Origin of the sequence: Humitalea sp. 24SJ18S-53 (assembly GCF_050632385.1) — a bacterium.
Classification (GTDB): Bacteria; Pseudomonadota; Alphaproteobacteria; order Acetobacterales; family Acetobacteraceae; genus Humitalea.
On record NZ_CP192599.1, the window covers coordinates 2,398,041 to 2,422,974 of the forward strand.

Annotated in this window: 21 protein-coding genes; 4 read left to right on the top strand and 17 right to left on the bottom strand. The window is 68.9% G+C overall.

Annotated features, from left to right (window positions below):
• Positions 1–37 precede the first annotated feature (37 nt).
• From hflX to dusB, 9 genes are all read right to left on the bottom strand, one after another.
• Entirely contained in the window at positions 38–1,324 is a 1,287-nt protein-coding gene (gene hflX / locus ACQW02_RS11615) for a GTPase HflX (protein WP_431285898.1), read from the bottom strand.
• A gap of 109 nt (positions 1,325–1,433) precedes the next feature.
• Entirely contained in the window at positions 1,434–1,784 is a 351-nt protein-coding gene (gene hfq, locus ACQW02_RS11620; protein WP_431285404.1) for an RNA chaperone Hfq, read from the bottom strand.
• A gap of 133 nt (positions 1,785–1,917) precedes the next feature.
• The gene (locus tag ACQW02_RS11625; protein WP_431285405.1) at positions 1,918–2,580 is read right to left on the bottom strand and encodes an HAD family hydrolase; all 663 of its coding nucleotides are present in this window, start codon (positions 2,578–2,580) and stop codon (positions 1,918–1,920) included.
• Positions 2,577–3,437, bottom strand: coding sequence for a D-amino-acid transaminase (locus ACQW02_RS11630; RefSeq protein ID WP_431285406.1), 861 nt, complete (start codon positions 3,435–3,437; stop codon positions 2,577–2,579). Before ACQW02_RS11630 ends, ACQW02_RS11625 begins: the two co-directional genes overlap by 4 nt.
• Before the next feature lie 26 nt (positions 3,438–3,463).
• Entirely contained in the window at positions 3,464–4,867 is a 1,404-nt protein-coding gene (locus tag ACQW02_RS11635) for a sigma-54-dependent transcriptional regulator (protein ID WP_431285407.1), read from the bottom strand.
• The gene (locus ACQW02_RS11640; protein ID WP_431285408.1) at positions 4,857–7,094 is read right to left on the bottom strand and encodes an ATP-binding protein; all 2,238 of its coding nucleotides are present in this window, start codon (positions 7,092–7,094) and stop codon (positions 4,857–4,859) included. Before ACQW02_RS11640 ends, ACQW02_RS11635 begins: the two co-directional genes overlap by 11 nt.
• 5 nt (positions 7,095–7,099) lie before the next feature.
• Positions 7,100–8,545, bottom strand: coding sequence for a nitrogen regulation protein NR(I) (gene ntrC / locus ACQW02_RS11645; protein ID WP_431285409.1), 1,446 nt, complete (start codon positions 8,543–8,545; stop codon positions 7,100–7,102).
• 43 nt (positions 8,546–8,588) lie between these two features.
• Positions 8,589–9,740 carry a two-component system sensor histidine kinase NtrB gene (locus tag ACQW02_RS11650; RefSeq protein WP_431285410.1) on the bottom strand — a complete coding sequence of 384 codons (1,152 nt, stop codon included), beginning with the start codon at positions 9,738–9,740 and terminating at the stop codon, positions 8,589–8,591.
• On the bottom strand, positions 9,737–10,825 hold the full coding sequence (gene dusB / locus ACQW02_RS11655) for a tRNA dihydrouridine synthase DusB (RefSeq protein WP_431285411.1): 1,089 nt from the start codon (positions 10,823–10,825) through the stop codon (positions 9,737–9,739). Before dusB ends, ACQW02_RS11650 begins: the two co-directional genes overlap by 4 nt.
• Positions 10,826–10,935: 110 nt before the next feature.
• Here dusB and ispF point away from each other — a divergent pair, with 110 nt between their 5' ends.
• Positions 10,936–12,081 (top strand): 2-C-methyl-D-erythritol 2,4-cyclodiphosphate synthase, encoded by a 1,146-nt coding sequence (gene ispF / locus ACQW02_RS11660; protein WP_431285412.1) that lies wholly within the window; start codon positions 10,936–10,938, stop codon positions 12,079–12,081.
• 9 nt (positions 12,082–12,090) lie between these two features.
• Here ispF and ACQW02_RS11665 read toward each other — a convergent pair whose 3' ends face one another.
• The 3 genes from ACQW02_RS11665 to prpB form a co-directional block, all read right to left on the bottom strand.
• Entirely contained in the window at positions 12,091–13,479 is a 1,389-nt protein-coding gene (locus ACQW02_RS11665; protein ID WP_431285413.1) for a putative bifunctional diguanylate cyclase/phosphodiesterase, read from the bottom strand.
• A 138-nt stretch (positions 13,480–13,617) separates the two neighbouring features.
• Positions 13,618–14,790: an acetyl-CoA acetyltransferase gene (locus tag ACQW02_RS11670; protein WP_431285414.1), complete on the bottom strand. Its 1,173-nt coding sequence runs from the start codon at positions 14,788–14,790 to the stop codon at positions 13,618–13,620.
• Positions 14,787–15,704, bottom strand: a complete 918-nt coding sequence (gene prpB / locus ACQW02_RS11675; protein ID WP_431285415.1) for a methylisocitrate lyase — start codon at positions 15,702–15,704, stop codon at positions 14,787–14,789. Before prpB ends, ACQW02_RS11670 begins: the two co-directional genes overlap by 4 nt.
• Before the next feature lie 381 nt (positions 15,705–16,085).
• Here prpB and ACQW02_RS11680 point away from each other — a divergent pair, with 381 nt between their 5' ends.
• Positions 16,086–17,453, top strand: coding sequence for a putative O-glycosylation ligase, exosortase A system-associated (locus tag ACQW02_RS11680; protein WP_431285416.1), 1,368 nt, complete (start codon positions 16,086–16,088; stop codon positions 17,451–17,453).
• A gap of 223 nt (positions 17,454–17,676) precedes the next feature.
• Positions 17,677–18,444, top strand: a complete 768-nt coding sequence (locus tag ACQW02_RS11685) for a class I SAM-dependent methyltransferase (protein ID WP_431285417.1) — start codon at positions 17,677–17,679, stop codon at positions 18,442–18,444.
• 1 nt (position 18,445) lies between these two features.
• On the opposite strand, the gene ACQW02_RS11690 is transcribed toward ACQW02_RS11685, so the two are convergent.
• From ACQW02_RS11690 to ACQW02_RS11710, 5 genes are all read right to left on the bottom strand, one after another.
• The gene (locus ACQW02_RS11690) at positions 18,446–19,183 is read right to left on the bottom strand and encodes a YdcF family protein (protein WP_431285418.1); all 738 of its coding nucleotides are present in this window, start codon (positions 19,181–19,183) and stop codon (positions 18,446–18,448) included.
• Positions 19,184–19,329: 146 nt separating this feature from the next.
• Positions 19,330–20,406: an acyltransferase family protein gene (locus ACQW02_RS11695; RefSeq protein WP_431285419.1), complete on the bottom strand. Its 1,077-nt coding sequence runs from the start codon at positions 20,404–20,406 to the stop codon at positions 19,330–19,332.
• A 127-nt stretch (positions 20,407–20,533) separates the two neighbouring features.
• Positions 20,534–21,916, bottom strand: a complete 1,383-nt coding sequence (locus ACQW02_RS11700; protein WP_431285420.1) for a sodium:proton antiporter — start codon at positions 21,914–21,916, stop codon at positions 20,534–20,536.
• 103 nt (positions 21,917–22,019) lie between these two features.
• Complete coding sequence (locus tag ACQW02_RS11705) at positions 22,020–23,237, bottom strand: DUF5666 domain-containing protein (RefSeq protein ID WP_431285421.1); 1,218 nt, start codon at positions 23,235–23,237, stop codon at positions 22,020–22,022.
• Positions 23,234–24,088, bottom strand: a complete 855-nt coding sequence (locus ACQW02_RS11710; protein WP_431285422.1) for a DUF6502 family protein — start codon at positions 24,086–24,088, stop codon at positions 23,234–23,236. The genes ACQW02_RS11705 and ACQW02_RS11710 overlap by 4 nt, the downstream gene beginning before the upstream one ends.
• Positions 24,089–24,215: 127 nt before the next feature.
• Here ACQW02_RS11710 and ACQW02_RS11715 point away from each other — a divergent pair, with 127 nt between their 5' ends.
• Positions 24,216–24,917, top strand: coding sequence for an ATP-binding protein (locus ACQW02_RS11715; RefSeq protein WP_431285423.1), 702 nt, complete (start codon positions 24,216–24,218; stop codon positions 24,915–24,917).
• Positions 24,918–24,934: the final 17 nt, after the last annotated feature.

A 24,934-nucleotide genomic window follows, 5' to 3' on the forward strand; every position in this document is an offset into this window, starting at 1 on the left:
ACACCGCGCCTGCGGCGGGCAGCGGGGGGTGGCGATGTCATCCGGATGTCACGGCATCCGGGTGCTGTTGTTCGAATTTCTGGCGGTCGGCCGGGGCCAGGCGGACGGTCAGGACGATCGCCTCCTCGGCATCCTGGCGCGCCAGCACTTCGCCATGCTGGTAAAGCCAGGCCAGGGACGCGCCATCGGCTGGCGCCAGCCGGTAGTCGGTCGGCTTGCGGTCGGCGGATAGCCGGGCGTCCAGGGCGGCGCGCAGCGTGTCCAACCCCTCCCCGGTCAATGCGCTGACCGCGACGGCGCCGGCTTCGCGCGGCACGACTTCCAGGATGCCGCCGACCAGGTCGGCCTTGTTCAGCACCTCGATCACCCGGGACTGCCAATCGGCGTCCAGGGCGGCATCGGCGCCGTCCGCCATCTCGGTCAGCACCTTGATCACATCGGCGCGCTGGGCGGCGCTGTCGGGATGGGCGATGTCGCGGACGTGCAGGATGACATCGGCCGCCGCGACCTCTTCCAGGGTGGCGCGAAACGCCTCGACCAACTGGGTCGGCAATTCGGAGATGAAGCCCACCGTGTCGGACAGGATCACCGTCTTGCCCGATGGCAGCCGGATCGCCCGCATGGTCGGGTCCAGCGTCGCGAAGAGCTGGTCCTGGGCATAGACGTCCGCGCCGGTCATCGCGTTGAACAGGGTCGATTTGCCGGCGTTGGTATAGCCGACGAGCGCCACCACCGGATGCGGCACCTTTTCGCGCGCGCGGCGGTGCAGCCCGCGGGTGCGGCGGACCTGGTCCAATTCCTTCTTGATGCGGATCATCCGGTCGGCGATCAGCCGGCGGTCGATTTCGATCTGCGATTCACCGGGGCCGCCCAAAAAGCCGAAGCCGCCGCGCTGGCGTTCCAGGTGGGTCCAGGACCGCACAAGCCGGGTGCGCTGGTAGTCCAGGTGGGCCAATTCGACCTGCAACGCGCCCTCACGCGTGCGGGCGCGTTCGCCGAAAATCTCAAGGATCAGGCCGGTGCGGTCGATGACCTTGCAGCCCCAGGCCTTTTCCAGGTTGCGCTGCTGCACCGGGGTCAGCGCCGCATCGACGATGGCGACGGTGACGTGCTGGGCCTCGATCGCCTTGTGGACCATCTCCACCTGGCCCTCGCCCATCAGGGTCGATGGGCGGCGCTGGCGCAGCGGGTGGATGGCGGTATGGACGATCGCGACGCCGATGGAGGCCGCCAGCCCGACGGCTTCCGCCAGCCGGGCATCGGCCAGGCGCACGGTGCCGATGTCGTGCGCGGGCGCACGTTCATACTTTTCATAGGGCAGGATGACCGCGGCGCGGGTCGGACCGGCGTCGGTGTTGACCGGTCCCCGCTGGCGCGCGGATGTGAAGTCCCCAGCGTCGCCCGACTCGTCGTCGGGCTCGCCAGGGAGGTGATCAGAGTTCGCCGGAACCGACAGGGTCAACCTCACGTCGCAGGGTCATGGTGCCGGTCAGGCTGGCCCCTTCCCGCGCCGGTGCCAAGGGGGCGGCTGGTGCCGCGCCGACACCCGCCGTCGTCGCATCGAACAGCATGATCGGCGCGCCCGGCATCACCGTGCTGATCGCATGCTTGTACACAAGCTGCGTGTGCCCGTCGCGGCGCAGCAGCACGGAGAAATTGTCGAACCAGGTGATGATGCCCTGGAGCTTCACGCCATTCACCAGGAAGACGGTGACGGGGGTCTTGCTCTTGCGGACGTGGTTGAGGAACACGTCCTGCACGTTCTGGGATTTTTCGGCGGCCATGGCCTGGTCCTTCTTCTTTTGTTCGCCCCGACGGGGTTCAGTTTGCGGCCAGCAAAACGCCGACCGTCGGGTGGTGGTTGCGGGAGATCCTCAAGAGGCATCGTCCCAGGGGTTTCTATGCCGCAGTGCAGCATCACCCGGAAATGGGTCTTCTGTCCAGTGAAACCAGATGGGCCCGTAAAGCAGATGCGTTCATGAAAGCGGCATCTGGCGCCGCGGCAGCCACTCCACCATCATGTTCTGCCTCACCTATTAGCACAGCGCTGCAGCCGGCGGCCCGGGCTGCCTGCATATCCAGCACGGTATCGCCGACATACCAGACCTGCGGACCGGGCGGCAGGCGCATCCGTTCCAGCGCCAGGAGCAGCGGGGCCGCGTCGGGCTTGTCGGCGCGGGCATCCCCTGCCCCGACCAGGGTCTCGAAATAGCCGTTCCAGACAAGGTGCGTCGCCTCGGCCCGCAGCAGGTGCCCCTGCTTGTTGGACACGACCGACAGTGGCGCCACGGCCCCCGCCGCGTCCAGCATCTCGGCGGTGCCCGGCAGGGCGGCCAGCACGTCCAGATGGCAGGCGCGGACCTCCTTGTAGAAGATGTCGCGCGCGGCTTCCCAGCGATTGCCGAACAGATCGGGGAAGCTGTCCTTCAGCGACCGCCGCACGTTCCGCAGCACGTCGTCCCGCGTCCAGGCGGGCATGTCATGCGCCGCGAAGGTGGCGTTCAGCCCGCGCATGATGGCTTCCCAGCCATCCACCAAGGTGTTGTCCCAGTCGAACAGGATGGCGGTCGGCAGGGTCACGCCGCGTTCCCCAGCACATGGCGCGCGAAGATGGCGAAGAGCCGGCGCACCACCGGCCCCACCTGCCCATCGCCGACCGGCTTGCCGTCGATCTTCGTGATCGGCTTCACGAAGGAGGTCGCCGAGGTGATGAAGGCCTCCCGCGCCCGGCGCATTTCCTCCAGCGAGAAGGCGCGCTGTTCATAGGCGATGCCCTCGGCCGCCAGTTCCGCGACCAGCGCGGCCCGGGTGCAGCCCGGCAGGATAACGTGGTCCAGCTTCGGCACCCGGATGGTGCCGTGTTCATCGACGATCCAGAAGGAGGTCGCGGCCCCCTCGGTCACCATATTGGCTTCGTCGTAGAGCACCGCCTCGATCGCGCCCTGTTCGCGGGCGGCCTGGCGGGCCAGCACGTTGGGCAGCAGGTTGATGCTCTTGATATCGCGCCGTTCCCAGCGCAGGTCGGGGGCGGTGATGACCGACCCGGTCCAGGCCGTGACGTCGCGCGGATAGGGCGGGATGCGGCGCACCGTGATGACCAGCGCCGGCGGCACCGGGATCTTGGGGAAGGCATGGTCGCGGCGGGACACGCCGCGGGTGACCTGCATATACAGCAGCCCCTCGGTCACCCGGTTGCGGCGCGCGACCTCCGCCAGCACGCGTTCCAGGGCGGCGCGCGCCATCGGCATCGGCAGTTGGATCTCGCGCACCGAGCGTTCCAGCCGGGCCATGTGCAGGTCGGCGTCGATGAAGCGCCCGGCGTGCAGGTGCACGACCTCATAGATGCCATCGCCGAACTGGTAGCCGCGATCCTCGATGTTCACCGAGGCGTGGCGTTGGGGGAGATACTGGCCGTTGACATAGGCGATGCGCGACATGCTGGGCTCCGTTCGGGTGCCGCAAACTACGGCACGCCGGGCACCTTGTCCTCGGCATGCACGCCCAAAAACTTCAGCTTGCGGTGCAGGGCGCTGCGCTCCATGCCGACGAAGCCGGCGGTGCGGCTTATGTTGCCACCGAAACGCAGCAACTGGGCTTCCAGGTACTGGCGCTCAAACAGCTCCCGCGCCTCACGCAGCGGCAGGGTCATGATCTCGCTGCCGCGTTCCAGTTTCAGCACGGCGGGGGCGGAGGAGCCGACTTCGGGCGGCAGCATCTCCGGCCGGATGGGTTCGGACACGCCGCCGGGCGCCATGATCAGCAGCCAGTCCACCAGGTTGCGCAACTGCCGCACATTGCCCGGCCAGTCGTAGGCCTGCAGGGCGGCCAGCGCATCCTCGCTGACCTCACGCGCCTGCATGCCCGTCGTCTCGGCGCTGCGGTGCATGAAGTGGCGGATCAGGGCGGGGATATCGTCGCGGCGGTCGCGCAGGGCGGAGATGCGCAACGGCACCACGGCCAGGCGGTAATACAGGTCCTCGCGGAAGCGCCCGGCGGCGATATCGGCGGCAAGGTCGCGGCTGGTGGTCGCGATGACGCGCACATCGACCTTGACCCGCGTGCCGCCGCCGACGCGTTCGAACCCTTGTTCCTGCAGCGCGCGCACGATCTTGCCCTGGGTTTCCAGCGGCATGTCGGCGACTTCGTCCAGCAGCAGGGTGCCGCCATGGGCGCGTTCCAGCACGCCGGTGCGGCGGGGGCTGGATGTGGGGTCCGGGCCTGGCTCGACGCCAAAAAGCTCTTCCTCGAACCGCGCGGGGGCCAGGGTCGCGCAGTTCAGCGCGACGAAGGCCGCATCGGCGCGGCGCGACCGGGCGTGCAGCATGCGCGCCGCGACTTCCTTGCCCGAACCGGCTGGGCCCTGGATCAGCACGCGGCTGCCGGTGGGCGCCACTTTCTCGATCGCGCCGCGCAGCACGGCGACGGCGCCGGAGACGCCGATCAATTCGGTCTCCGGCCCGGCCCGCAGGCGCAATTCGCCGATTTCGCGCTGCAATCGCGCGGATTCCAGGGCGCGCGAGACCACCAGCAGCAAGCGGTCGGTCTTGAACGGCTTTTCGACGAAATCATAGGCGCCGTCCTGGATCGCCTGGACCGCTGTCTCGATCGTCCCATGACCCGAGATCATGATCACCGGGACATGCGGTTCCTCCGACAAGAGCGCCTTGAGGATGCCGAGTCCGTCCAGCCGCGACCCCTGCAACCAGATGTCGAGCACCACCAGCGACGGACGCCGCGCGCGGAAGGCGGCGATGGCGCTGTCGGAATTATGCGCTGTGCGGACCTCGTATCCCTCATCGGACAGGATGCCCTCGATGAGCGCGCGGATATCCGGCTCGTCGTCGACGATCAGGATTTCATGCGCCATGGCGTGCGGCTTCCTGATGTGGTGGTTCGGATGAAGCGACGGCGGCGGGTGGCGGCAGCACCAGGGCCGCGCGGGTGCCGGGGTCCGGCGCACGGTCCTCCAGCACCAGGCGGCCTCCGTGGTCCTCCATGATCTTCTTCACGATGGCAAGGCCAAGTCCGGTCCCTTTGACCTTCTGGGTGACATAAGGTTCGGTCAGCCTGTCGCGCGCTTCGCCCGCCGGCAAGCCTATCCCGTCGTCCTCCACGATGAACGCCCATTGGTCGGGCCCGGTTTCCAGGCGCACTTCTATGTGACCGGCCCCCTCACGCATCGTCACGGCATCGGCGGCATTCACCAGCAGGTTGGTCAGCGCCTGGCCGATCAACCGCCGGTCGCAGCGCGCCATGGCGGGGCCATCCGGCACGGTCAGCGTGTAGTGGATGTTCGGATGCGCTTCGCGCTGCAGGACCAGGCTTTCGCGCGCCAGGGCGGCAAAATCCTCCCAGCCAATTTGCGGTTGCGGCATGCGGGCGAAGGCCGAGAATTCATCCACCATCCGCCCGATATCGCCGACCTGGCGCACGATGGTGTCGGTCAGTTGGCGGAAGGTGTCGGGGTCCTCGGTGATCTGCTTCAGGTAGCGCCGGCGCAGGCGTTCCGCCGACAGCGAGATCGGCGTCAGCGGGTTCTTGATCTCATGCGCGATGCGGCGCGCCACATCTGACCAGGCGACCTGGCGCTGCGCGGCCTGGAGTGCGGTGATGTCGTCGAAGGTCAGCACGTAGCCCGCGACCCGGCCCTGTTGCAGTTCGGCGCCGATACGGGCCAGCAGGATGCGCCGGCGGTTGGGCGGGCCGATGGGGATTTCAGTTGTGCGGGCGCGGGCCGGATCGGCCGCGGCCGCTGCCAGCAGGGGCGCGAATTCCGGCACCAGGGTCGCCAGCGGCAGGCCCAGCGCCGAATCCAGGTCCTGGCCCACGAGTTCCGAGGCGCTGCGGTTCGGCAGGTTGATGCGCCCGGCCGAATCCAGGCCGACGACGCCGGCGGAGACGCCGGCCAGCACGCCCTCGGTAAAGCGGCGTCGGTCGTCCAACTGGCGATAGGCTTCCATAAGTTCGCCGCGCTGGGCCGACAATTGCCCGGTCATGCGGTTGAAGGCGCGGGAGAGCGAGGCGACCTCGTCATCCGCCTGTCCCTCGGCGACCTTGACCGACAGGTCGCCGCCACGCACCCGGTCCGCGGCCTGGATCAACCGCCCGATGGGGCCCGCGATCTGGTTGGCGATGACCAGCCCGACCAGCACGGCGCCGAACAGCACCAGCAGCGCGGTGACCGCGAAGATCAGGGCGAAGGTGATCTGCAAGGGGCCGCGCCGGCGTTCCAGCAGATCGTATTGGTTGAAGGCGAGTTCGGTGCGCCGCATGTGCTGCAACACCTCCGGGTCCACCGGGCGGCCGATCAGCAGCATGGCGCCGCCGGGGGTTTCCAGCGATGTCAGCGCCCGCACCAGCCCGGCGGCCTGGTCGGGCAGCACCGCGATCTCACCACCGCGCACGAGGTCCAGCGCCTCCTGGTCCGGCGGGTTCAGCATCAGGTTGGCGCCGAGGCCACCGGCGGCGATGACGCGGCCGAGCAGGGGATCGAAGACGACCGCCTCGGTCAGCCCGCGCAGGGCGGCCTGGGTCGCGACGACGCGGGCGTAGTTGAATTCCTGGTCCGGCAGGAACATCAGCGCGGCACGGTTCAGGTCGGTCGCCATCCCCTGGGCATCGCCGCGCACGGTGTTGACGTGTTCCGTCAGGTAGGCGCGGGAGGCGAGGAGCGACGCTTCCAGGGTGTCCCTCACCCGGTCGCTGAACCAGGCCTGGATGCCGAGGTTGAAGAACACCGCGGCGAAGCCCGCCACCAGCAGCGCCGGGAAGACCGCGACGCCGCCGAACAGCAGCACCAGCCGCACATGCAGGCGGGACCCCGCGCCGCCACGGCGCCGGTCGCTCCAGACCCGCACCAGCCGCGCCGCAAGCGACACCGCCAGCATCAGCAGCAGCGCCACATTGGCGAAGACCATCGCCACGACCTGGCCGGTCGAGGTCGGGCCGAGCGGGCTGCCGCCGGACAGCACGACGAAGGTCACCAGCCCCGCCGCGAGCGCCAGCACCGCGAGCCCGAGCGTTACCCCGCGCCCGAGCAGCGCATCCGCCGCGCGGCGCAGCAGGCCGATCGCCGGGCGGGGGTCGGCGGACATGGGCGTCAGGTCAGACCGCGGACCACGGGCAGATCGAGTTCCTTGATCTTCTTGCGCAGCGTGTTGCGGTTCAGCCCGAGCATCGCCGCCGCCTTGATCTGGTTGCCACGCGTCGCGGACAACGCCAGGCGCAGCAAGGGACGCTCGACCTCGGCCAGGACCCGTTCATACAGGTCGCGCACCGGCAGCCCGTCCTTCTGGGCGGACATGAAGCCGCCGATGTGGCGTTCGACGGCCTGTTCCAGGGTCTCGGGGCCACGGCCGGGTTCCTCGGCGGTGCCGGGGCCGGCATCGGCCAGTTCGGCGGAGACCGCTTCGGCGCCAATGACCTCCTGCGCATAGAGGGCCGCGAGGCGCCGCATCAGGTTTTCGAGTTCGCGCGCATTGCCCGGCCAGGAATGGGCGCGCAGCCGGTCGATGGCGCCCTGGTCCAATTGCTTGAACGGCAGGCCGGCGGCTTTGGCGCGGTCGAGGAAATGGCGGGCGAGCAGCGCCACGTCCTCCGCGCGTTCGCGCAGGGGCGGCAGGCGCAGGGGCACGACGTTCAGGCGGTAGAAGAGGTCCTCGCGGAACTGGCCGTTGCGGATGGATTGGCGCAGGTCGCGATGGGTGGCGGCGACGATGCGGACATTGGCCTTGATGGGTGCGCGACCGCCGACGGTGGTGAATTCGCCTTCCTGCAACACGCGCAGCAGGCGGGTCTGCGCCTCAGGCGGCATATCGCCGATCTCGTCGAGGAACAGCGTGCCGCCGGCAGCCTGTTCGAACCGCCCGACGCCACGCGCGAGGGCGCCCGTGAAGGCGCCGCGTTCATGCCCAAAAAGCTCGCTTTCGATCAGTTCGCGCGGGATCGCCGCCATGTTGATCGCGACGAAGGGGCCGGTGCGGCGGCGGCCGTAGTCATGCAGCGCGCGGGCGACGAGTTCCTTGCCCGTGCCCGACTCGCCGGTGATCATCACGGTGAGGTCGGTGGTCGTGAGCCGCGCGACGGTGCGGTAGATTTCCTGCATCGCGGGGCTGCGCCCGACCAGCGGCAGTTTTTCTTCCGGCGGGTGATCCTCATTCGCCGGCACCGCGGCGGGCGGGGTCGCGAGCGCACGGCCGACGACCTGCAGCAATTCCTTCAGGTCGAAGGGCTTTGGCAGATATTCGAAGGCGCCGCGCTGGGCCGCCTTGACCGCGGTGGTGAAGGTCGATTGCGCTGACATCACGACGACCCGCATCTCCGGCCGGATGCGCTTGATGCGCGGCAGCAGGTCCAGCCCGTTTTCATCCGGCATCACCACATCGGTGATGACCAGGTCGCCGACGCCTTCCTCGACCCAGCGCCACAAGGTGGCGGCGGAGGAGGTCGCGCGCACATTGTAGCCCGCGCGGCCCAGTGCCTGGGACAGCACGGTCCGGATGGCCCGGTCGTCATCGGCGATCAGGATGGTTCGAGCTTCGCTCATGGTTGGTTCCATTGTTCTTCGGCTTACGTCGTCCGTCGGACGATCAGGTCAGTGCGGGCAGCCGGGGCCGGCGTTCGGGCGCGGGCGGCTTGGCGAGCGACAGGCGGAACACGGTCCGCCCGGGCCTGCTGTCGCATTCGATCAACCCGCCCTGGTCGGTCACGAGCTTGGCGACCAAGGCCAGGCCCAGCCCCTGCCCGCCCTGCTTGGTGGTCACGAAGGGTTCGAACAGGGTCGCCTTCACCGCATCGGCGATGCCGGGGCCATTGTCGGTAACGGCGATTTCCAGCGGCAGATGCACCCTTTCGCGCGACGCGGGCACGGCGATGCGCACCCCGTGGCGGTAGGAGGTCGTCAGCACGATCTCGCCCCCCGGGGACGGCGCCGCCTCGGCCGCGTTCTTCACCAGGTTCAGCAGGATCTGCACCAACTGGTCCCGATTGGCCCAGACCGGCGGCAGCGAGGGGTCATAATCCTCGACGATCTTCACGTGGGAGGCAAAACCGCGCTGGGCGACGCGGCGGACGTGGTCCAGGACTTCATGGATGTTCACCGACACGCGCTCGATCGGGCGTTCGCTGAACATGTCCATGCGTTCCACGAGGTTGCGGATGCGGTCCACTTCCTCCTGGATCAGGGTGCATAATTCGCGGTCCTCGTCGGCCACGCCGGCTTCCAGCAATTGCGCGGCGCCGCGTATGCCGGACAGCGGGTTCTTGACCTCATGCGCGAGCATCGCGGCCATGGCGGAGGCACCGCGCGCTGCACCGCGGAAATTGAGTTGCCGGTCCAGTTTCTGGGCGGTGCTGCCATCCTGCAGCGTCAGCACCACGCCGCCCGGCAGTTCCGGATACGGGGCGGCATGGGCCGCGACATCCTGCCGATGCAAGCGCGGGCTATCCAGCGACAGGTCGTGGTCCGACACCGGCGCATCCAGCGCACGGACCTGCGCCAGGACGCCGAACAGTCGGCTGTCGTGCGGGATCAGATCCGCCAGCGCCATGTGGCGCAGGCTGACGAGGGAATGGTCGAAGAAGAGTTCCGCCGCCGGATTGGCGAAGCGGAAACGGTCTTCGCTATCGAACACGACGACCGGCATCGGCAGTGCGGTCAGCACCGCCATGCCATCGGACAGGCTGGGCTGGTCGCGCTTTTCCGGCGCGGGCGACGCGGGCTTGATGCGGAGCCCGCTCATGCCGCGATGGCCTCCGGCTCAGGGCGGGTGGCCACGCGTTCGGCGCCGCGTGCGATCAGCGGTTCGAAATAGGCGGCGAGGACCTCGCGGGCCTGGGCTTCCGTCTCGGCATGGTTGATGCGGACGCGGAAATCGGCGGAGCCATGCAGCCCCTTGGAATACCAGGCCATGTGCTTGCGTGCGATGCGGATGCCTGCGGGGTCGCCGAAATGCGCGACCAGGGCCGCGTGGTGGTCGAGCAGGATGGCGTATTGTTCGGCCAGCGCGGGTTCGCTCGCGTCCCCGCCCATCAGCGCCGCCGCGACCACGCGGGGCAACCAGGGGCGGCCGTAGCAGCCACGGCCGATCATCACGCCATCGGCGCCCGATTGGGCCAGGGCTTCACGCGCATCATCGGCGGTCAAGATATCGCCATTGACGATGACCGGGATCGACACGGCTTCCTTGACGCGGGCGACAAAGGCCCAGTCGGCGGTGCCGGTGTAGAATTGCTGCCGGGTGCGGCCATGCACGGTGATCATGCGGATGCCGAGGCCCTCCGCGATCTGCGCCAGGCGCGGGGCGTTCAGCGTGTTGTGGTCCCAGCCCATCCGCATCTTCAGCGTCACGGGCACGTTGACCGCGCGGACGGTGGCTTCCAGCAGGCGCGCCGCCGCCCCCTCGTCCCGCATCAGGGCGGAGCCCGCGGACTGGCCAACCGCGACCTTTTTCACCGGGCAGCCGAAGTTGATGTCGACGATGGCGGCGCCAAGGTCGACCGCGACGCGCGCAGCCTCCGCCATCACCGCCGGGTCGCAGCCGGCGAGTTGCAGGCTGGCGGGCCCGCCCAGGCCATCGACCTCCGCCATGCGGCGGGTCACGCGGTTTTCCCGCACCATGGCCTCGGAGGCGATCATCTCGCTGACCACCATCGGTGCGCCCTGATTGCGGGCGAGCCGGCGGAACGGCAGGTCGGTGACGCCCGACATGGGGGCGACGATGACCGGCACGGGGATGCTGACGCCCCCGCCCAGGTGGATGGGCGCCAGCGCAGGTGCGGCGGTCCCGGGTGCGACGGATCCGGGGGAATTGTTCGAATTGCTCATTTGAAGTGCAATCTACCCTGGCCGTTGGGGGGCGTCCATGCACCGTTTTCGGGCAGCCGGGGTGAAGTGCCACATGGACAGGCGCGGCTGGGCGCGGCAGACCGGCGCCCATGCGCACCATCGCCCTGTTAATGGCCGCCGGCGGCGGCAGCCGCTTCGGTGGCCCCATCCCCAAGCAATTCGCCCCCCTGGCCGGGCAGCCCGTACTGCGCCACGCGGCACAGGCCCTGCTGCGCGACGGCGGGGTGGCGGCGATCCTGCCGGTCTGCGCGCCGGGGGCGGAGGCGATGGTCGCGGGGATCCTGGCCGGGCTGCCGTGCCTGCCGCCCGTCGCCGGGGGTGCGACGCGCCAGGCCTCGGTCGCCGCGGGGCTGGCCGCCCTGGCCGGCGACCCGCCCGATGCGGTGCTGGTGCATGATGGCGCGCGGCCCTTCATCCCGCCGGGAACCATCCCAGCCCTGCTGGCGGCGCTGGCGACCCATCCGGGGGCGATTCCCGCCCTGGCGGTGGCCGAGACGCTGAAGCGCGGCGCTGGCGGGCTGATCGACGCGACGGTGGACCGCCAGGACCTGTATCGCGCCCAGACACCCCAGGCCTTTCGATTCCCGGCCCTGGTCGCGGCGCAGGATGACGCGGTCGCGGCGACCGACGATGCCTCGCTGCTGGAGGCCGCCGGGATGCCGGTGGCGCTGCTGCCCGGGCACCCCGACAATGTGAAACTGACCTGGCCCGAGGATCTGTCCCGCATGGAGACGCTGCTGCGCCCCGCCCCGATGCTGCCCCGCGTCGGGACCGGGTTCGACGTGCATCGCCTGGTGGCCGGCCGGCCGCTGGTGCTCTGCGGCGTCACCATTCCGCATGACCTGGGGCTGGACGGGCATTCGGATGCCGATGTCGGGCTGCATGCCTTGTGCGATGCGATCTATGGCGCGTTGGGCATCGGCGACATCGGGCGCTTCTTCCCGCCGTCGGAGGCCGAATGGAAGGATGCCGACAGCGCGCGCTTCCTGGTCCACGCGGCCGGCTGCATCGCAGAGCGTGGCGGGGTGCTGGCCAATGCGGATGTGACCCTGATCTGCGAACGCCCGAAGATCGCACCGCATGCGGTGGCGATGCAGGCGCGGCTGGCCGGGCTGATGGGGGTGGCGGTGACGCAGGTGTCGGTCAAGGCGACCACCACCGAGCGCCTGGGTTTTTGCGGGCGCGGCGAGGGCATCGCGGCGCAGGCCGCGGTGATGCTGCTGCTGCCGGGCTGAAGGGCCGATTCAGGCGGCCTGGTCGGCCAGCAACAGCGCCGGGATCTGATCGGCCGGGCCAGGGCGACCGAACAGGTAGCCCTGCGCGGCGGTGCAGCCATGGTCGCGCAGCCAGTGCCATTGCGCGGGTGTTTCCACACCCTCCCCCACCGTTTCCAGCCCCATCCGGGCGCCGAGTTCGGCGATGGTGGCGACGATGGCTGCGGCGCTGCCGCCGCGCTCGATCTCGGCCACGAAGCTGCGGTCGATCTTCAGCCGGTCGAAGGGGAAGGCGTGCAACTGCGACAGCGACGCGAAGCCGGTGCCGAAATCATCCATCGCGATGCGCACCCCCATCGCCCGCAGCGCCCGCAACTGATCCAGGGTTTCGGCGCAATGGCGCAGCAGAGCGCTTTCGGTGATTTCCAACTCCAGTCGTGACGGTGCCAGGCCGCTATTGGCCAGGGCCGATTGCACCGATTCGACCAGACGGCCATCGGCGAATTGCTGGGCCGCGACATTGACCGCGATGGACATGCGCGGCGGCCAGCCCATTGCCGTGCGGCAGGCCTGGCGCAGCACCCAGGCGCCGATCGGCAGGATCAGGCCGCTGGCCTCCGCCACGGGAAGGAAGGCGGCGGGAGGCACCAGGGTGCCGTCGCGCTGCCAGCGCAGCAGCGCCTCGAACCCCATGATGTCGCCGGTCGCGGTGGCGACCTGGGGTTGGTAGTGCAGGTCCAGTTCGCCGAGCGGCAGGGCGCGGCGCAAGGCGGCCTCGGTCGACAGGCGTTCGTGGGCATCGGCCTCCAGCCCCGGCGCGAAGCCGGCGGCGCGGGCGAAGCCCAGGTCGGCGCCGCTGCTTTCGAGCGCGAGGCCGGCGCGGCGCAGCAATTCGTCAGGCCGCGTGCCGTCGCGCGGGGCCAGGGCGAAGCCAGCCGTGGCACCGGTCACGGCCGTGGCCCCGTCGGTCGGATAGGGGCGGCAAAGCTGCTCCACCAGCCGCCCGGCCAGGGTCGCCGCGACCGCATCCGTGGCGACATCGGGGATCAGCACGGCAAAGGCGGCACCGCCCAGGGTGCCGACCAGGTCAGGCTTGCGCACGCCATCCCGCAGGCGAATCGCCGCCGCCCGCAGCATGGCATCGCCGACCGCATGCCCCAGCGTGTCATTGATCGCAGCCAGGCGGTCCAGCTTCACCACGACGAGGGCGGAAGGCCCCGCCGCCAGGGCGGCCGGCAGGCGGTTGAGGAAGGCGACCCGGCCCGGTAGGCCGGTCACCCGGTCAAGCGGGGGGCGATCCTGGGAAAAGCGGTCCGCGGGCAAGGCAGCGGTCGCCAGGCGGATCGGCCCCGGCATCGTATCCGGCCCGAGCCGGACCAGGCTGGTGCCAAGTGCGAAATGCGGCGGCTGGGGCGCCAACCGGCCGCGGCGACGCCCAAGGAAACCACCGGCCAATGGGAGACCGTTTGCTGGGTGATCGGAAAGGAGCATGCGACCCATCCATGGCGAAGCGCCATCATCGCCGCATGGGATGAACGAAAGGTTGCGCCCGTCCGGCTAGCGCACCCGTTCCAGGATGGTCGCGTAATTGGCGACGGCGGCACCGCCCATGTTGAAGACCCCGGCCAGGTCGGCGCGGGGCAATTGCATCGCCCCCGCCTGCCCCGCCAGTTGCATCGCCGCAAGCACATGCATCGACACGCCGGTGGCGCCGATCGGGTGGCCCTTGGATTTCAGCCCGCCCGAGCGGTTGACCGGCAGCCGGCCATCGGCGGCGGTCCAGCCCTCCAGGATCGCGCGGGCGCCCTGGCCCTCGGGCACCAGGCCCATGGCTTCGTATTCGATCAGTTCGGCGATGGTGAAGCAGTCGTGGGTTTCGACCAGGTCCAGGTCGGCGATGGTCGTGCCGGCCGCGGCATGGGCTGCGGCCCAGGCGCGGGCGCAGCCTTCGAAGCGGATGATGTCGCGGGCGGAAATCGGCAGGAAATCATTGACCTGCACCGCGGCGCGCACGCGCACGGACTTGGCCAGGGCGGCGGCGGTCTCGGCATCGGCCAGCACCAAGGCGGCGGCACCATCGGACACCAGCGAGCAATCGGTGCGCTTCAACGGCCCGGCGACGAACGGGTTCTTGGCGCTTTCGGTGCGGCAGAAGTCGTAGCCCAGGTCGCGGCGCATCTGGGCAAAGGGATTGTCCACGCCGTTGCGGTGGTTTTTCGCCGCGATCGCCGCCAGCGCGTCGGACTGGTCACCGTGGTGCTGGAAATAGGTTTCGGCGATGCGCCCAAAAACGCCGGCGAAACCGTTGGGGATCTCGCCTTCCTCCCGCCGGTAGGCGCAGCCGAGCAGGATGTCGCCGACCGCCGAACCGGGCACGGCGGTCATTTTCTCGGCACCCACCACCAGGGCCAGGCGCCCGCGCCCGGCCGCCAGCCAGTCCAGCGCGCCATGGATGGCGGCCGAACCGGTGGCGCAGGCGTTTTCATAGCGCGATGCCCGGGCCCAGCGGAGTTCAGGCACGGATTGCATCGGCAGGGAGGACGGAAAATCCTGCTTCTGGAAGCCGCCGTTGAAGAGGCCGACGAAAACGCCACCGATCTCGGTGGGCGCGACCCCCGCATCATCGATGGCGGCGCGGCTGACATCGGCGATCAAGGCCTCGATATCAGGCAGATCGTCGCGCTTGCCGAAGGCCGAATGGGCCCATCCGACGATGCAGGGTTGGTTCATTGCGGCATGCCTTCCGGAATGACGGTCTTCACCAGCGACGCGTCCAGCGCCTCATAGGTGTGGTAGCCGATCGTCTCGTACAACTGGGCGCGGGATTGCATGCGGTCGAGCTGCTTCATCGTGCCGCCATCGGTCTTGATCGCCGCATAGAGCTTGGCCATCGCCTGGTTGGCGACGCGCATGTGGCTGACCGGCCAGATGACGATGCCATAGCCCATCGCCTCGAACTCCTCGGCGGTGAAGAAGGGCGTGCGGCCGAATTCGGTCATGTTGGCCAACAGGGTGACGCCGGGCATCCGGGCGGCGAATTCGCGGAACATCTCGGCGGTATGAAGGGCTTCGGGGAAGATCGCATCGGCGCCGGCGTCGAGGTAGCGCTTGGCGCGATCAACGGCCGCGTCCATGCCCTCCGACGCCACGGCATCGGTGCGGGCGATGATGTAGAGGTGGCGGCGCGCCTTGCGCGCGGCGGCGACCTTGGCCGACATGTCATCGGCCGAGGCGAGCTTCTTGTCGTTCAGGTGGCCGCATTTCTTCGGCAGCAACTGGTCTTCCAGGTGGACGGCCCCTGCCCCCGATTCCTCGAAGGCGCGGACCATGTGCATGACGTTCAGCGCCTCGCCATAGCCGGTGTCGCCATCGACCAGCATGGGCAGGCCGGCGGCGCGGGCGACCTGGCGGATGTAGAAACAGACCTCGTCGACCGTGATCATGCCGAGGTCGGGCAGGCCCATGGTGGCCGACATCGCCGCCCCGGACATGTAGAGCCCGTCGAACCCCGCCTGCTTGGCCAGGAGTGCGGCGATACCGGTATGCGCGCCGGGGAGCTGCAGGATGCCCGGGCGGGCGAGCAGGGCGCGGAAGCGGTCCCCGGCCGGGGCTTCGGGCAGGTCGGCGGCGACGATGTACGGCATGGGGCGATCCTTCGAGCAAAGGGATTTTCGCCGGGTGTTTTGCACCGGCCGCGCCAGAAGGGCCAGCCGGCGACCTCGCACGCAGTCGTGCGGTTGTTCTGCTTGCCGGGGGTGTTGTGCCGCGTGTAGCGTCTGGACAATTAAGAATTGGCCCGCCGCGCGGATCGGGGACAACATGTTTGATTTGGCTTGCATTCTGTTCAGTACAATTATGTGCCTTTTCGTCACTGTCCGCGCAATTCAGCTGGACGGGCGCTTGCCGTGGTTCGATCGGCCCGGCCCCGCGCCCGAGGACGCGTCGAACCCGGTGGAGGCCCCTACAGGCTGGCGTCAACGTGCCGCGGCCGCGGCACAGAAGCCGGGCCGGTAGGGACCGCGCCCATGCTGCGTAGCCTGTATGTGACGTTGATCTACTTCGCCTTCGTCATCCTTGGCGTGGCGGCGCCGTTTGCGTTCAGCCTGGGCTACGTCTGGGTGGATACCTTCACGCCGCAGAACGTCGCCTATTCCATCATCACGCAGATCCCGGTGTCGATGGTCATGGCCGGCCTGGCGATCGGCGGCTACCTGGTGTTCGATCGACGCTCACCGCCGCCCATTTCATTGAACCTCATCCTGGTTCTGCTCTTCGCGGTCTGGGTCACCATCACGACGTTCTTTTTCGCCGTCTCGCCGCAATCCGCCTTGGTAAAATGGGACTGGGCGTTGAAAACCCTGTTGTTTTCCGCGTTCATTCCTTTCGTCATCCGCTCACGCGTGCAGATCGAGGCTTTTCTCCAGGTCTACCTCTTCGCGCTGACGGTCCACTTCATGCCGGTCGGGCTGAAGACCATGGTCGCCGGCGGCGGCTATGGCATGTCGCTGGGGGTGGTCGGCGGCAATAGCGGATTGTCGGAAGGCAGCACGCTGGCGGCCGTGGCGCTCATGATGCTGCCCATCATCCTCTACCTTCGCCAGCATACGGTGCTGCTGCCGAAGAATACGGTCACCAACGTGCTCTATATCGGCGTCGCGGTGACCACGCTGACCTGCGCCGTCGGCACCTTCGCGCGCACCGGGCTGATCGGCATGGCGGTCGTCGGCATCGCCCTGTTTCTGCGCACCCGGCACAAGGTGATCGTGGGCCTTGCCGGGGTTGCCGTGCTGGCGGGTCTCCTGCTGCTCACCTCGGACGCCTGGAACGACCGGATTTCGACGGTCACCACCTACCAGACCGAGGATTCCGCGATGAGCCGCATCCTGGTTTGGCGCTGGACGCTGGGCTTCGCCGCCGACCACCCCTTGGGCGGCGGCTTCAATTCGTATGAGGTCAACGAAATCCACTTCCAAGCCTTGGATGGGTCGTTCGAAACCGTGGTCATGCGTAGCAAGGCCTTCCACAGCATCTACTTCGAAGTGCTGGGCGAGCAGGGCTTTCCGGGGCTGGCACTGTTTCTGGGCCTGATGATCAGCACCTTCCTCTCGTTGCGTCGCGTCGCCCGCTGGGCGCGGGTGACCCCCGGGATGGAATGGCTGCGCGACCTGGCCTATGCGCTGGAAGTGTCGCTTCTGACGATGATGGCCTGCGGCGCCTTCATCGGCGTGGCGTTCCAACCGATGCTCTACTACCTGTTCGCGCTGTCGACCTGCCTCAGTCACCAGATGCACCGCCTGCGGACCGGCGCGGCGACCGTTCCGGCCGGCCGCGCGGGGGCCGCAACCGCCGTCCCCATCCTGGCACGCCGGGCGGGGGTGAAACCGCAAGCCTGACAGGGCTGGGACATGGCATTTTGGCCGATACGTGCACGCCGCCCCCAGGATAACCAGGCCTGAACTTGGCGAAGCCGTCGATTTGTCCTTCGGCTGGGGGGCACCTTACCGAATTCACTGGATCATTTGCTTGGCAGCATTGAATCGGCGAAGGATTGCTGGACTTAGTCCTATCGCATAAGCTGCGTAGAGGTCGCGTATTCAGTCGATAGGACGCGGGACCGTGGAAGGTTACACCGGCGGTGCCAATGGGAGGAGCAATGCGGTGACGTCAGCCTCGGATCAGCGGATTCAATCCCTAATTGAGCGTTACTATCCACCCGCCACCCATCCGTACCACCGCCTCACGGATGACATCCAAAGCCGCCTGTATCCTGAAGCGACGGTGCTTGAAATCGGATGCGGGCGCACCGCGCCGGTCCTCTTCGCCATGAAGGGCCAAGCCGCGCGCCTGATTGGCATCGATGTGGTGGACTTCACCGTCGCGGACCCCGCCCTCGAACTCTGGCGCAGCGACGTGACCGCGATGACGCAGATCGCCGATGGCAGCGTCAACCTCGCCTTTTCACGCAGCGTGATGGAACACATCGACGACGTCACCCGCGCCTATGCTGAAATCAGCCGCGTGCTGGCGCCGGGCGGAACCTATACGTTCCTCACGCCGAATTTCTGGGATTACGCCAGCCTGATTGCAGCGGTCGTGCCCAATGCCCTGCATGGCCGGATCGTCCGCGCCACGGAGGGGCGGGACGAGGACGATGTCTTTCCGACGCACTACAAGTCCAATACGGGGCGCGCCATTCGACGCCTGGCGTCCACGGCCGGGCTATCCGTGGAAAGGCTGGACTACCTCAACCAATATCCGGCGTATTTTCGGTTCAGCCCGGCGCTTTTCCATCTGGGATGCCTCTACGGCAAGATGCTGGAGCGTGTCCGGCCCCTCAATGGGCTGCAGGGGTGGATTCTCTGCGTGTTGCGCAAGGCGCCCTGACTCACCGTCCGAACAGCGCATATTCGCCCATGCCGATCCATTCGTGGAGGGCATAGGCGCTTTTCGTCAGCGCACGGGCACTCGGAACGAGCGTCGATGCCATCAGCTCCGGGGGCGGAATGTGGCTGGCGGGCGCGGGGATCGCCTCGAACCCGGCGGCGCGGAACGCCATCATGGCCCGGGGCAGATGCCAGGCATGGGTGACGAGATAGACCTTGTGGATGGACGCATCGCGGAGCAGCCGCGCCGAGAAAAGCGCATTCTCCGCCGTGTTTGTGGACGCATCTTCCCGCCAATGCGCCTCGACACCGAAATCCCGCGCGAGGGTTTCGGCCATCAGCGTCGCCATCGACGGCCTCTGCCCGGAAACGACCGGCGGGCCCCCGCTCACCAATAGCGGCAGGCGAGAGGCCCGCTGCAAACGCGCGGCGAACCGCAGCCGCTCCAGGCTCAGCGCATCGACCGTATCGCCGCCGTACATCGGCACATTCCGGTCCCGTCCCGCGGACAGGACGACGATGGCCTCAGCCTCCGGCGCCGCCCCCGGCACGAGCGGCGGGTACCATTGCAGGGACCGGATCAGCGACTGGGACACATAGGGCGTGCTGAGCAGATAAAGGCAGCCCATGGCGAGCAGCACCACGGCACGCCAGACTGCGGGACGACGACGAAATACGAGCATCAGCGCCAGCAAGCCGAGGATGATGCTGCCGGGCGGTAACAGGAACTCCTTCAACATGCCGGATTCGCCCCCGCGCCATCAGCGACCTCTATCGAAGGCGCGCGGGTGAGGCCAGCCGGACGTGCCGATCCCGCCTTCAAGGTCATGAATGGCTGTTTTGCGCGCCCGGTCGCGATGCGTCGTCGCGCGCGACCTTCCCGGCTTTACCCAGCCTGCTTGCGCAGCAACCACCCACGCATGGCCCTTTGCCCGGGCACTTCGATCCATTTGTACAGCACGACCGACAGCACGGCGGTGATGGCCAGGTAGGTCGGCAGGGGCAGCAGTTCCGGGATGCCCGGCCGAACCAGCAGGAACTTCACCCAGTCCTTCACGAAGTAATGGACCAGGTAGGTCGAGTAGGAGATCTCCCCGATCCACTCCAGTGCCGGCATCCGGAAACCCCGCGCCAGGATGTTCTGCGGGTCGGCCAGCGCGTAGATGAGGCAGAAGAACCCGAGCGGCATGACGCTGTAGTCCGGCAGCGGCAGGGTCGCGTAGGCCAGGAAACACAGCCCCGCGACGCCCGCGGCGATGTTGCCATTCACCGGGCTGTCCGCCGGGGCCTGGGCCCGCAGGTGGTAGAGGCAGACACCGATCTGGAATTGCAGCAGGCAGCGGACCAGGCCGAAATGCGGGATGGCTTCGCCAAGTCCTGCGCCGGTGAAGCTGGCGAATCCCGCCAGGATGGCGAGCAACGAGGCGGCGAGCAGGGCCATCGCCGCGGCGCTGCGCTGCGCCCGCAGGCTGAGCAGGACCAGGGGCGGGAAGACCAGGTAGGCGAACCACTCGGTGCTGATCGACCAGGCTGGGATGTTCCATCCCAGGTGATCCGTGAAGCCCCAGTTCTGCACCAGCCCCAGGCTGAGGATAAAGTAGTCTAGGCTATATCGATCGCCCACCTGGCCCACGCTGGAGAAGTATCTTTGGGCGATGGGGTTCAGGATGAACAGCGTCAGCATGAAGATATGCAGGGGATAGATACGGGCGAGGCGCCGGTGCAGGAACGCCAGCGCGTTCGGCAGGTTCCATTCCTTGAAGCTGCGCGCGTAGTTCAGTGCGATGACAAAGCCGCTCAATTGGAAAAACAGATCGACCGCAAGATAGCCTTGCCCGGCAAGCAACTGGAACACCGCCGGCGTGCCGGCCGGGAATGCTTCGCGGAAGTGGTAGAGCACGACCCACCAGGCGGCGAGGCCGCGCAGGCCGGTCAGGGCGCGGATCGGCTCGACTGTGCTCACGCCGCGGCATCACGATGAAGCGTCACGCAAAGCCGTGGCATTCGCCTGTGTCACCTCGCTGCTGGACGGGCGTGCCGGAGAAGCATGCCGGAGGGCCTTCGTGTGGCTTTTGCCATATCACGCCCGGCTACCAGAAAAAAATCAACGTGATCAGCACGAACAACGGCACCAGGAAGACCAGCGCCCAGCCGCAATAGCCGAAGAAGGACGGCATCCGCACGTCATTCTCCTCCACGATCGCCTTGACCATGAAGTTCGGCGCATTCCCGATGTAGGAGTTCGCCCCCATGAACACCGCGCCGCAACTGATCGCGGCCAGGATCAACGCGCCCTCCCCCATCAGATGCGCCGCGTCGCCGCCGGCCAGGTTGAAGAAGACGAGGTAGGTCGGCGCATTGTCGAGGAAGGACGACAGCAGGCCGGACAGCCAGAAATACACCCATGGGATGGGCTGGCCGGCGGCATCGGTGGTCAGCGCGACCAGGGGGGCGGCGGCGCCGTCCATGCCCGCCTTCAGGATGGCCAGGACCGGGGCCATGCAGAGGAAGATGGCGGCGAAGAGCTTGGCGACCTCCAGGATCGCGCCCCAGGCGAAGCCATTGGCTTCGCGCAGCGCATCCGTGGTCAGGCGATAGGACACGACGGTCACCACCAGGAAGATGCCCATGGCCGCCAGGCGCTCGACACCGATCGCCTGGCCGAGCAGCACGATTTCGCTGGTTTGCCAGACGCCCTGCATCAGCACGCCGACGACGATCACGCCGAGCAGCGCGATATTGTGCCAGCCCTCGATCCGCAGCGGTTCGGGCCTGGCCTCGGCGGGCGGTTCGGGCTTTTCCTTGGCCCAGGCCCAGGAATCCAGCACGTAGTAGACCGCCAGCAGGATCACCGCGCAGACCAGGAACGGCCCGAACAGGTGCGTGGTCGGCCAGAAGAACGATACTCCCTGCAAGAAACCCAGGTAGAGCGGCGGGTCGCCGAGCGGCGTCAGGCTGCCGCCGATATTGCTGACGAGGAAGATGAAGAAGACGAAGGTATGCGTCTTGCGCTGGCGGAAGGCATTGGCCCGCAGCACCGGCCGGATCAGCAGCATGGAGGCGCCGGTGGTGCCCATGACGCTGGCGATCAGCGTCCCGACCAGCAGCAGCGCGGTATTGGTCGCCGGCGTGCCGACCAGGCTGCCCTTGAGCAACACGCCGCCCCCGGTGGTGTAGAGCGCCAGCAGCAGCGTGATGAAGGGCAGGTATTCGGTGATGAGGACATAGGTGACCTCGCTCCAGGCGGCGCCCGCGCCATAGACGATGGCGAAGGGCAGGACGAACAGCGCCGACCAGCCCGCGGCGATCTTGCCGTAATGGTGGTGCCAGAGATGCCCCGCGAAGAGCGGCATCAGCGCGATCGACAGCAGCACCCCGACGAAGGGCAGCGCCCAGAGCAGCGACATGTCCCGCCCATCGGTCGCCGCGGCCAGCGCGGATCCTGGCAGCAGCAGGACCGCCGCCGCGGCCACAGAGGCTCCTCCGCGCATGATCACCCCGTTCGTTTTTCTGACCTGCGGGACTACACGGCTTACGCAAGCCCGTCACGATAGCGGCCCGGCCCTATCTGGGGCGTTACCTGGGGCGCATCGGCGCGCCAGGCGGCGGGCTGCCGGGCGGTCCCGCTGGTGGCGCGCGGGAATCCGGCCCCGGCGGCCCACCTGCCCCCGCCGGGGGGGCGCCGCCCTGGGGTGGGCGGTCGCGCGCCTGCCGTGCCTCGAACCGGCGATCGGGCATCGGGGCCAGATCGCCACGCCCCGCGCCGGGGCCGAAGGCGGGCGCGCCGCGAGGGGCATCGGTGCCTCCCATCCCGCGCAAGCCCGTCGCGACCAGGCCGCGCCCAGATTCCTGTCGCAATTCCACGATGCCCCGACGGATCGGCGACGGCACGGCGCCCGGCGGGGCCAGGGCGCTGATCCCGTGGCCGAGGCTGACGCGGCCGCCGCCGACGCCGGTATAGGTCTCGATCACGAAGCGATCGACGCCAGGGCCGAACCAGGCGGCCGGATCCCGCGCCAACAGGTCGGGCCGGATCGAGGCCGGGACCAGCGCGCCGCCCACGAGCTGCCCGCTGGCCACCACCGGTCCGGCCGCAACGCCGGCCAAGGCCGCGGTCGGGCGCAGGGCCAGCCCGTCGATCCGCGCGGTGCCGTCCGGCTGCCGGGTCAGCGTGCCATGCACGATGGCGGTGGTCCCTGGCGGAAGGCGGTCGATCCGGGTCGCGGTGATGCTGCCATCGGGCGCGCGCAAGCCGCTGACGGCCACAGCGTCACCCAGGCCCCAGTCGGCACTTCCGGCGGGCAGGCCCGTGCCAAGGCGGACGCGCTGCCCGGCGACGCGCAGGCTGCCTGGCGCCACGGCCTGGACCGGCCCCGCGACCTCATGCCGCAGGGTCAGGCTGCGGGCCTGCAGGCGCCCATCGCGCTCGGTCGCGGCGATCACCACGACCTGGCCGACGCGCAGCGCCTCCGGCCCCGCCATCCCATCCGGCGTGGCCACCGGCAGGCCGGGGGCGTAGCCGACGCGCAGCCCATCCAGGCAGATGCTGGCGAAGCCCGTGACGACGCCGACGATCCCGGTGCCGCCGATGCCACGGTCCTCGCCATCGGCCAGCATGCCGGTGCCGCCGATGCCGCGGTCGTCCGAGGCCAGCAGCGGCGGGCCGCCATCCGGGCCGACCCGGCACAGGTTCGTCGCGGCTGCGGCGACGGGCGGCGGCGCCCCCGCCGGGGCGCAGCCGACCGGCAGCCAGGCGGCCAGGAGCAGCGCCGGGGCGGCGCGCAGGGCGGTCATGGTGGCGGCTCGTCCTCGGTGTAGAGGTAGATGCCGAGGTTGAGGCGCCGCGTCACCGTCGTGGGGGGGGCCTCGCCCGTCGTTTCCTCGACCAGGGACAGCGCCAGCCGGTTCAGATCCACCAGCAGCCGCTTGGCCGCCGCGCGGCCCTCGGCCTCCAGATGTTCGGCGGCGGCGGGGGGCAGGCGGTCGTAGTGCAGGCTGCGTTCCAGGAAGGGGGCGGCGTCGGGCGCCGAGACATTGGCCGCGGCCGCCGCGATATGGTCGTGCAGGTTGCGGGCGAAATAGAACAGCTGGGCCTCCCGCCCCTCACGCGGGACGAAGGCCGAGACATCCAGGTGCACCCGGTCCATCGCGTCCAGGGTCACGATCCCCTGGGCGAGCCAATTGTCCAGCACGGTCCTCGGCCGCAGATCGGTGGTGACCGAGGCGACCAGCGCATCGAAGGAGGGCGCGCCGCCCGCGCGCGGCAGCGGCAGCGGCGCGCCGGCCGCATCGGTATAGGCCGGCAGGCCGAGCCAGCGCGACATGACCTGGCTGGTCAGCGTGACCACCGCCGGCGGCACGCCGTCGGGCGGGGGAGGGTTTTCGCGCAGGCGGCGGAGTTCCTTGCGATGCACCCCGGTCAGCAGGGTCAGCCGGCTGTCGCTGCGGGCGGCCGTGCCGGGCGGCAGGTCCTGGGCCGCGACCTCCACGTAAAGCCCGCGCAGCAGGTCGGCCAGGACCGGGAAGGTGACCCCCGCGCGGATCAGCAACCGGACCAGGGGGCGCAGCAGCCGGCGCAGCGGGCGCAGCAGCGCCTCGGGCGGCGGCGGCCGGGGGTCGGGGTGTGGCGGGGGGTGGTCGGGCACGGCAAGACCCTAGCACCGGCGGTGCGTGGGAAAAATACCCATGAACCGGGAAATCCGATTGACGTGGGATTTTTTCCCACTTATCCCAAGCCCATCACCGCCCCCCCAGGGCCCTTGAAGGGACGCCATGACCCAATCCGCCCAGAGGCACAGCCAGCGGTTCATCCCAAGGATCGGGGTCCTGCCCCGGCCCGCCCCGGCCTTCGTGCCCGTCCATGCCATGCCGGCCCCGAGCCCCCTGCCCTTCCAGTTGCTGCGCCACCACACCAAGAACGCCCTGCAGCGGATCCTGGCCGAGATCGGCCAGGCCGATACGCGGCTGATGACGCGGGAGGCGGGGCGCGTCCTGCGCGACATCGAACGCCGCATCCGGCTGAGCGCCAGCCTGTCCGACGCGCTCTTCGGCTTCACCCGGGCGCCGCCGCCGATGGCGGAGCGGCTGTTGTCGCTCTGCGAGGCGACGGTCGGCCTGATGGGCGATCCGGACCAGATCCTGGCGATCGACTGCGCGGTCTCCGGCGCCTGCCCGGCCACCCTGGCGGAAACGGTGCTGCGTGCCGCGCATGAAATGGTGGGCAATGCCGTCAAGCACGGGCTGCACGCCCGGCTGGTCGGCCGCATCACCATCCGGCTGGACAGCGACGCCGCCCGGACGAGGCTTTGCGTCGAGGATGACGGCTGGGGTTTTGCCGGCAAGTCCGGCCGTGGCGAGGGCTTGGGGCTGATCCGGAGCCTGGCCGGGCAGCACGGCGGGACCTGCGCCATGCCGCCGATTCCGCAGGGAACCCGGGTGGAAATGCACCTGCCGCACCCCGATCCGACGCCGTAACGGACCCGCCCGCGGCC

Bases quoted from the DNA above. Each gene is read 5' to 3' on its own strand.
- ACQW02_RS11715 (WP_431285423.1), top strand. From the start codon at position 24,216: ATGACCCAATCCGCCCAGAGGCACAGCCAGCGGTTCATCCCAAGGATC.
- ACQW02_RS11640 (WP_431285408.1), bottom strand. From the start codon at position 7,094: ATGTCCGCCGACCCCCGCCCGGCGATCGGCCTGCTGCGCCGCGCGGCG.
- ACQW02_RS11670 (WP_431285414.1), bottom strand. From the start codon at position 14,790: ATGAACCAACCCTGCATCGTCGGATGGGCCCATTCGGCCTTCGGCAAG.
- ACQW02_RS11650 (WP_431285410.1), bottom strand. From the start codon at position 9,740: ATGAGCGGGCTCCGCATCAAGCCCGCGTCGCCCGCGCCGGAAAAGCGC.
- ispF (WP_431285412.1), top strand. From the start codon at position 10,936: ATGCGCACCATCGCCCTGTTAATGGCCGCCGGCGGCGGCAGCCGCTTC.
- ACQW02_RS11635 (WP_431285407.1), bottom strand. From the start codon at position 4,867: ATGGCGCATGAAATCCTGATCGTCGACGACGAGCCGGATATCCGCGCG.
- hfq (WP_431285404.1), bottom strand. From the start codon at position 1,784: ATGGCCGCCGAAAAATCCCAGAACGTGCAGGACGTGTTCCTCAACCAC.
- ACQW02_RS11690 (WP_431285418.1), bottom strand. From the start codon at position 19,183: ATGTTGAAGGAGTTCCTGTTACCGCCCGGCAGCATCATCCTCGGCTTG.
- ACQW02_RS11630 (WP_431285406.1), bottom strand. From the start codon at position 3,437: ATGTCGCGCATCGCCTATGTCAACGGCCAGTATCTCCCCCAACGCCAC.
- ACQW02_RS11705 (WP_431285421.1), bottom strand. From the start codon at position 23,237: ATGACCGCCCTGCGCGCCGCCCCGGCGCTGCTCCTGGCCGCCTGGCTG.
- ntrC (WP_431285409.1), bottom strand. From the start codon at position 8,545: ATGAGCGAAGCTCGAACCATCCTGATCGCCGATGACGACCGGGCCATC.
- prpB (WP_431285415.1), bottom strand. From the start codon at position 15,704: ATGCCGTACATCGTCGCCGCCGACCTGCCCGAAGCCCCGGCCGGGGAC.
- dusB (WP_431285411.1), bottom strand. From the start codon at position 10,825: ATGAGCAATTCGAACAATTCCCCCGGATCCGTCGCACCCGGGACCGCC.
- ACQW02_RS11680 (WP_431285416.1), top strand. From the start codon at position 16,086: ATGCTGCGTAGCCTGTATGTGACGTTGATCTACTTCGCCTTCGTCATC.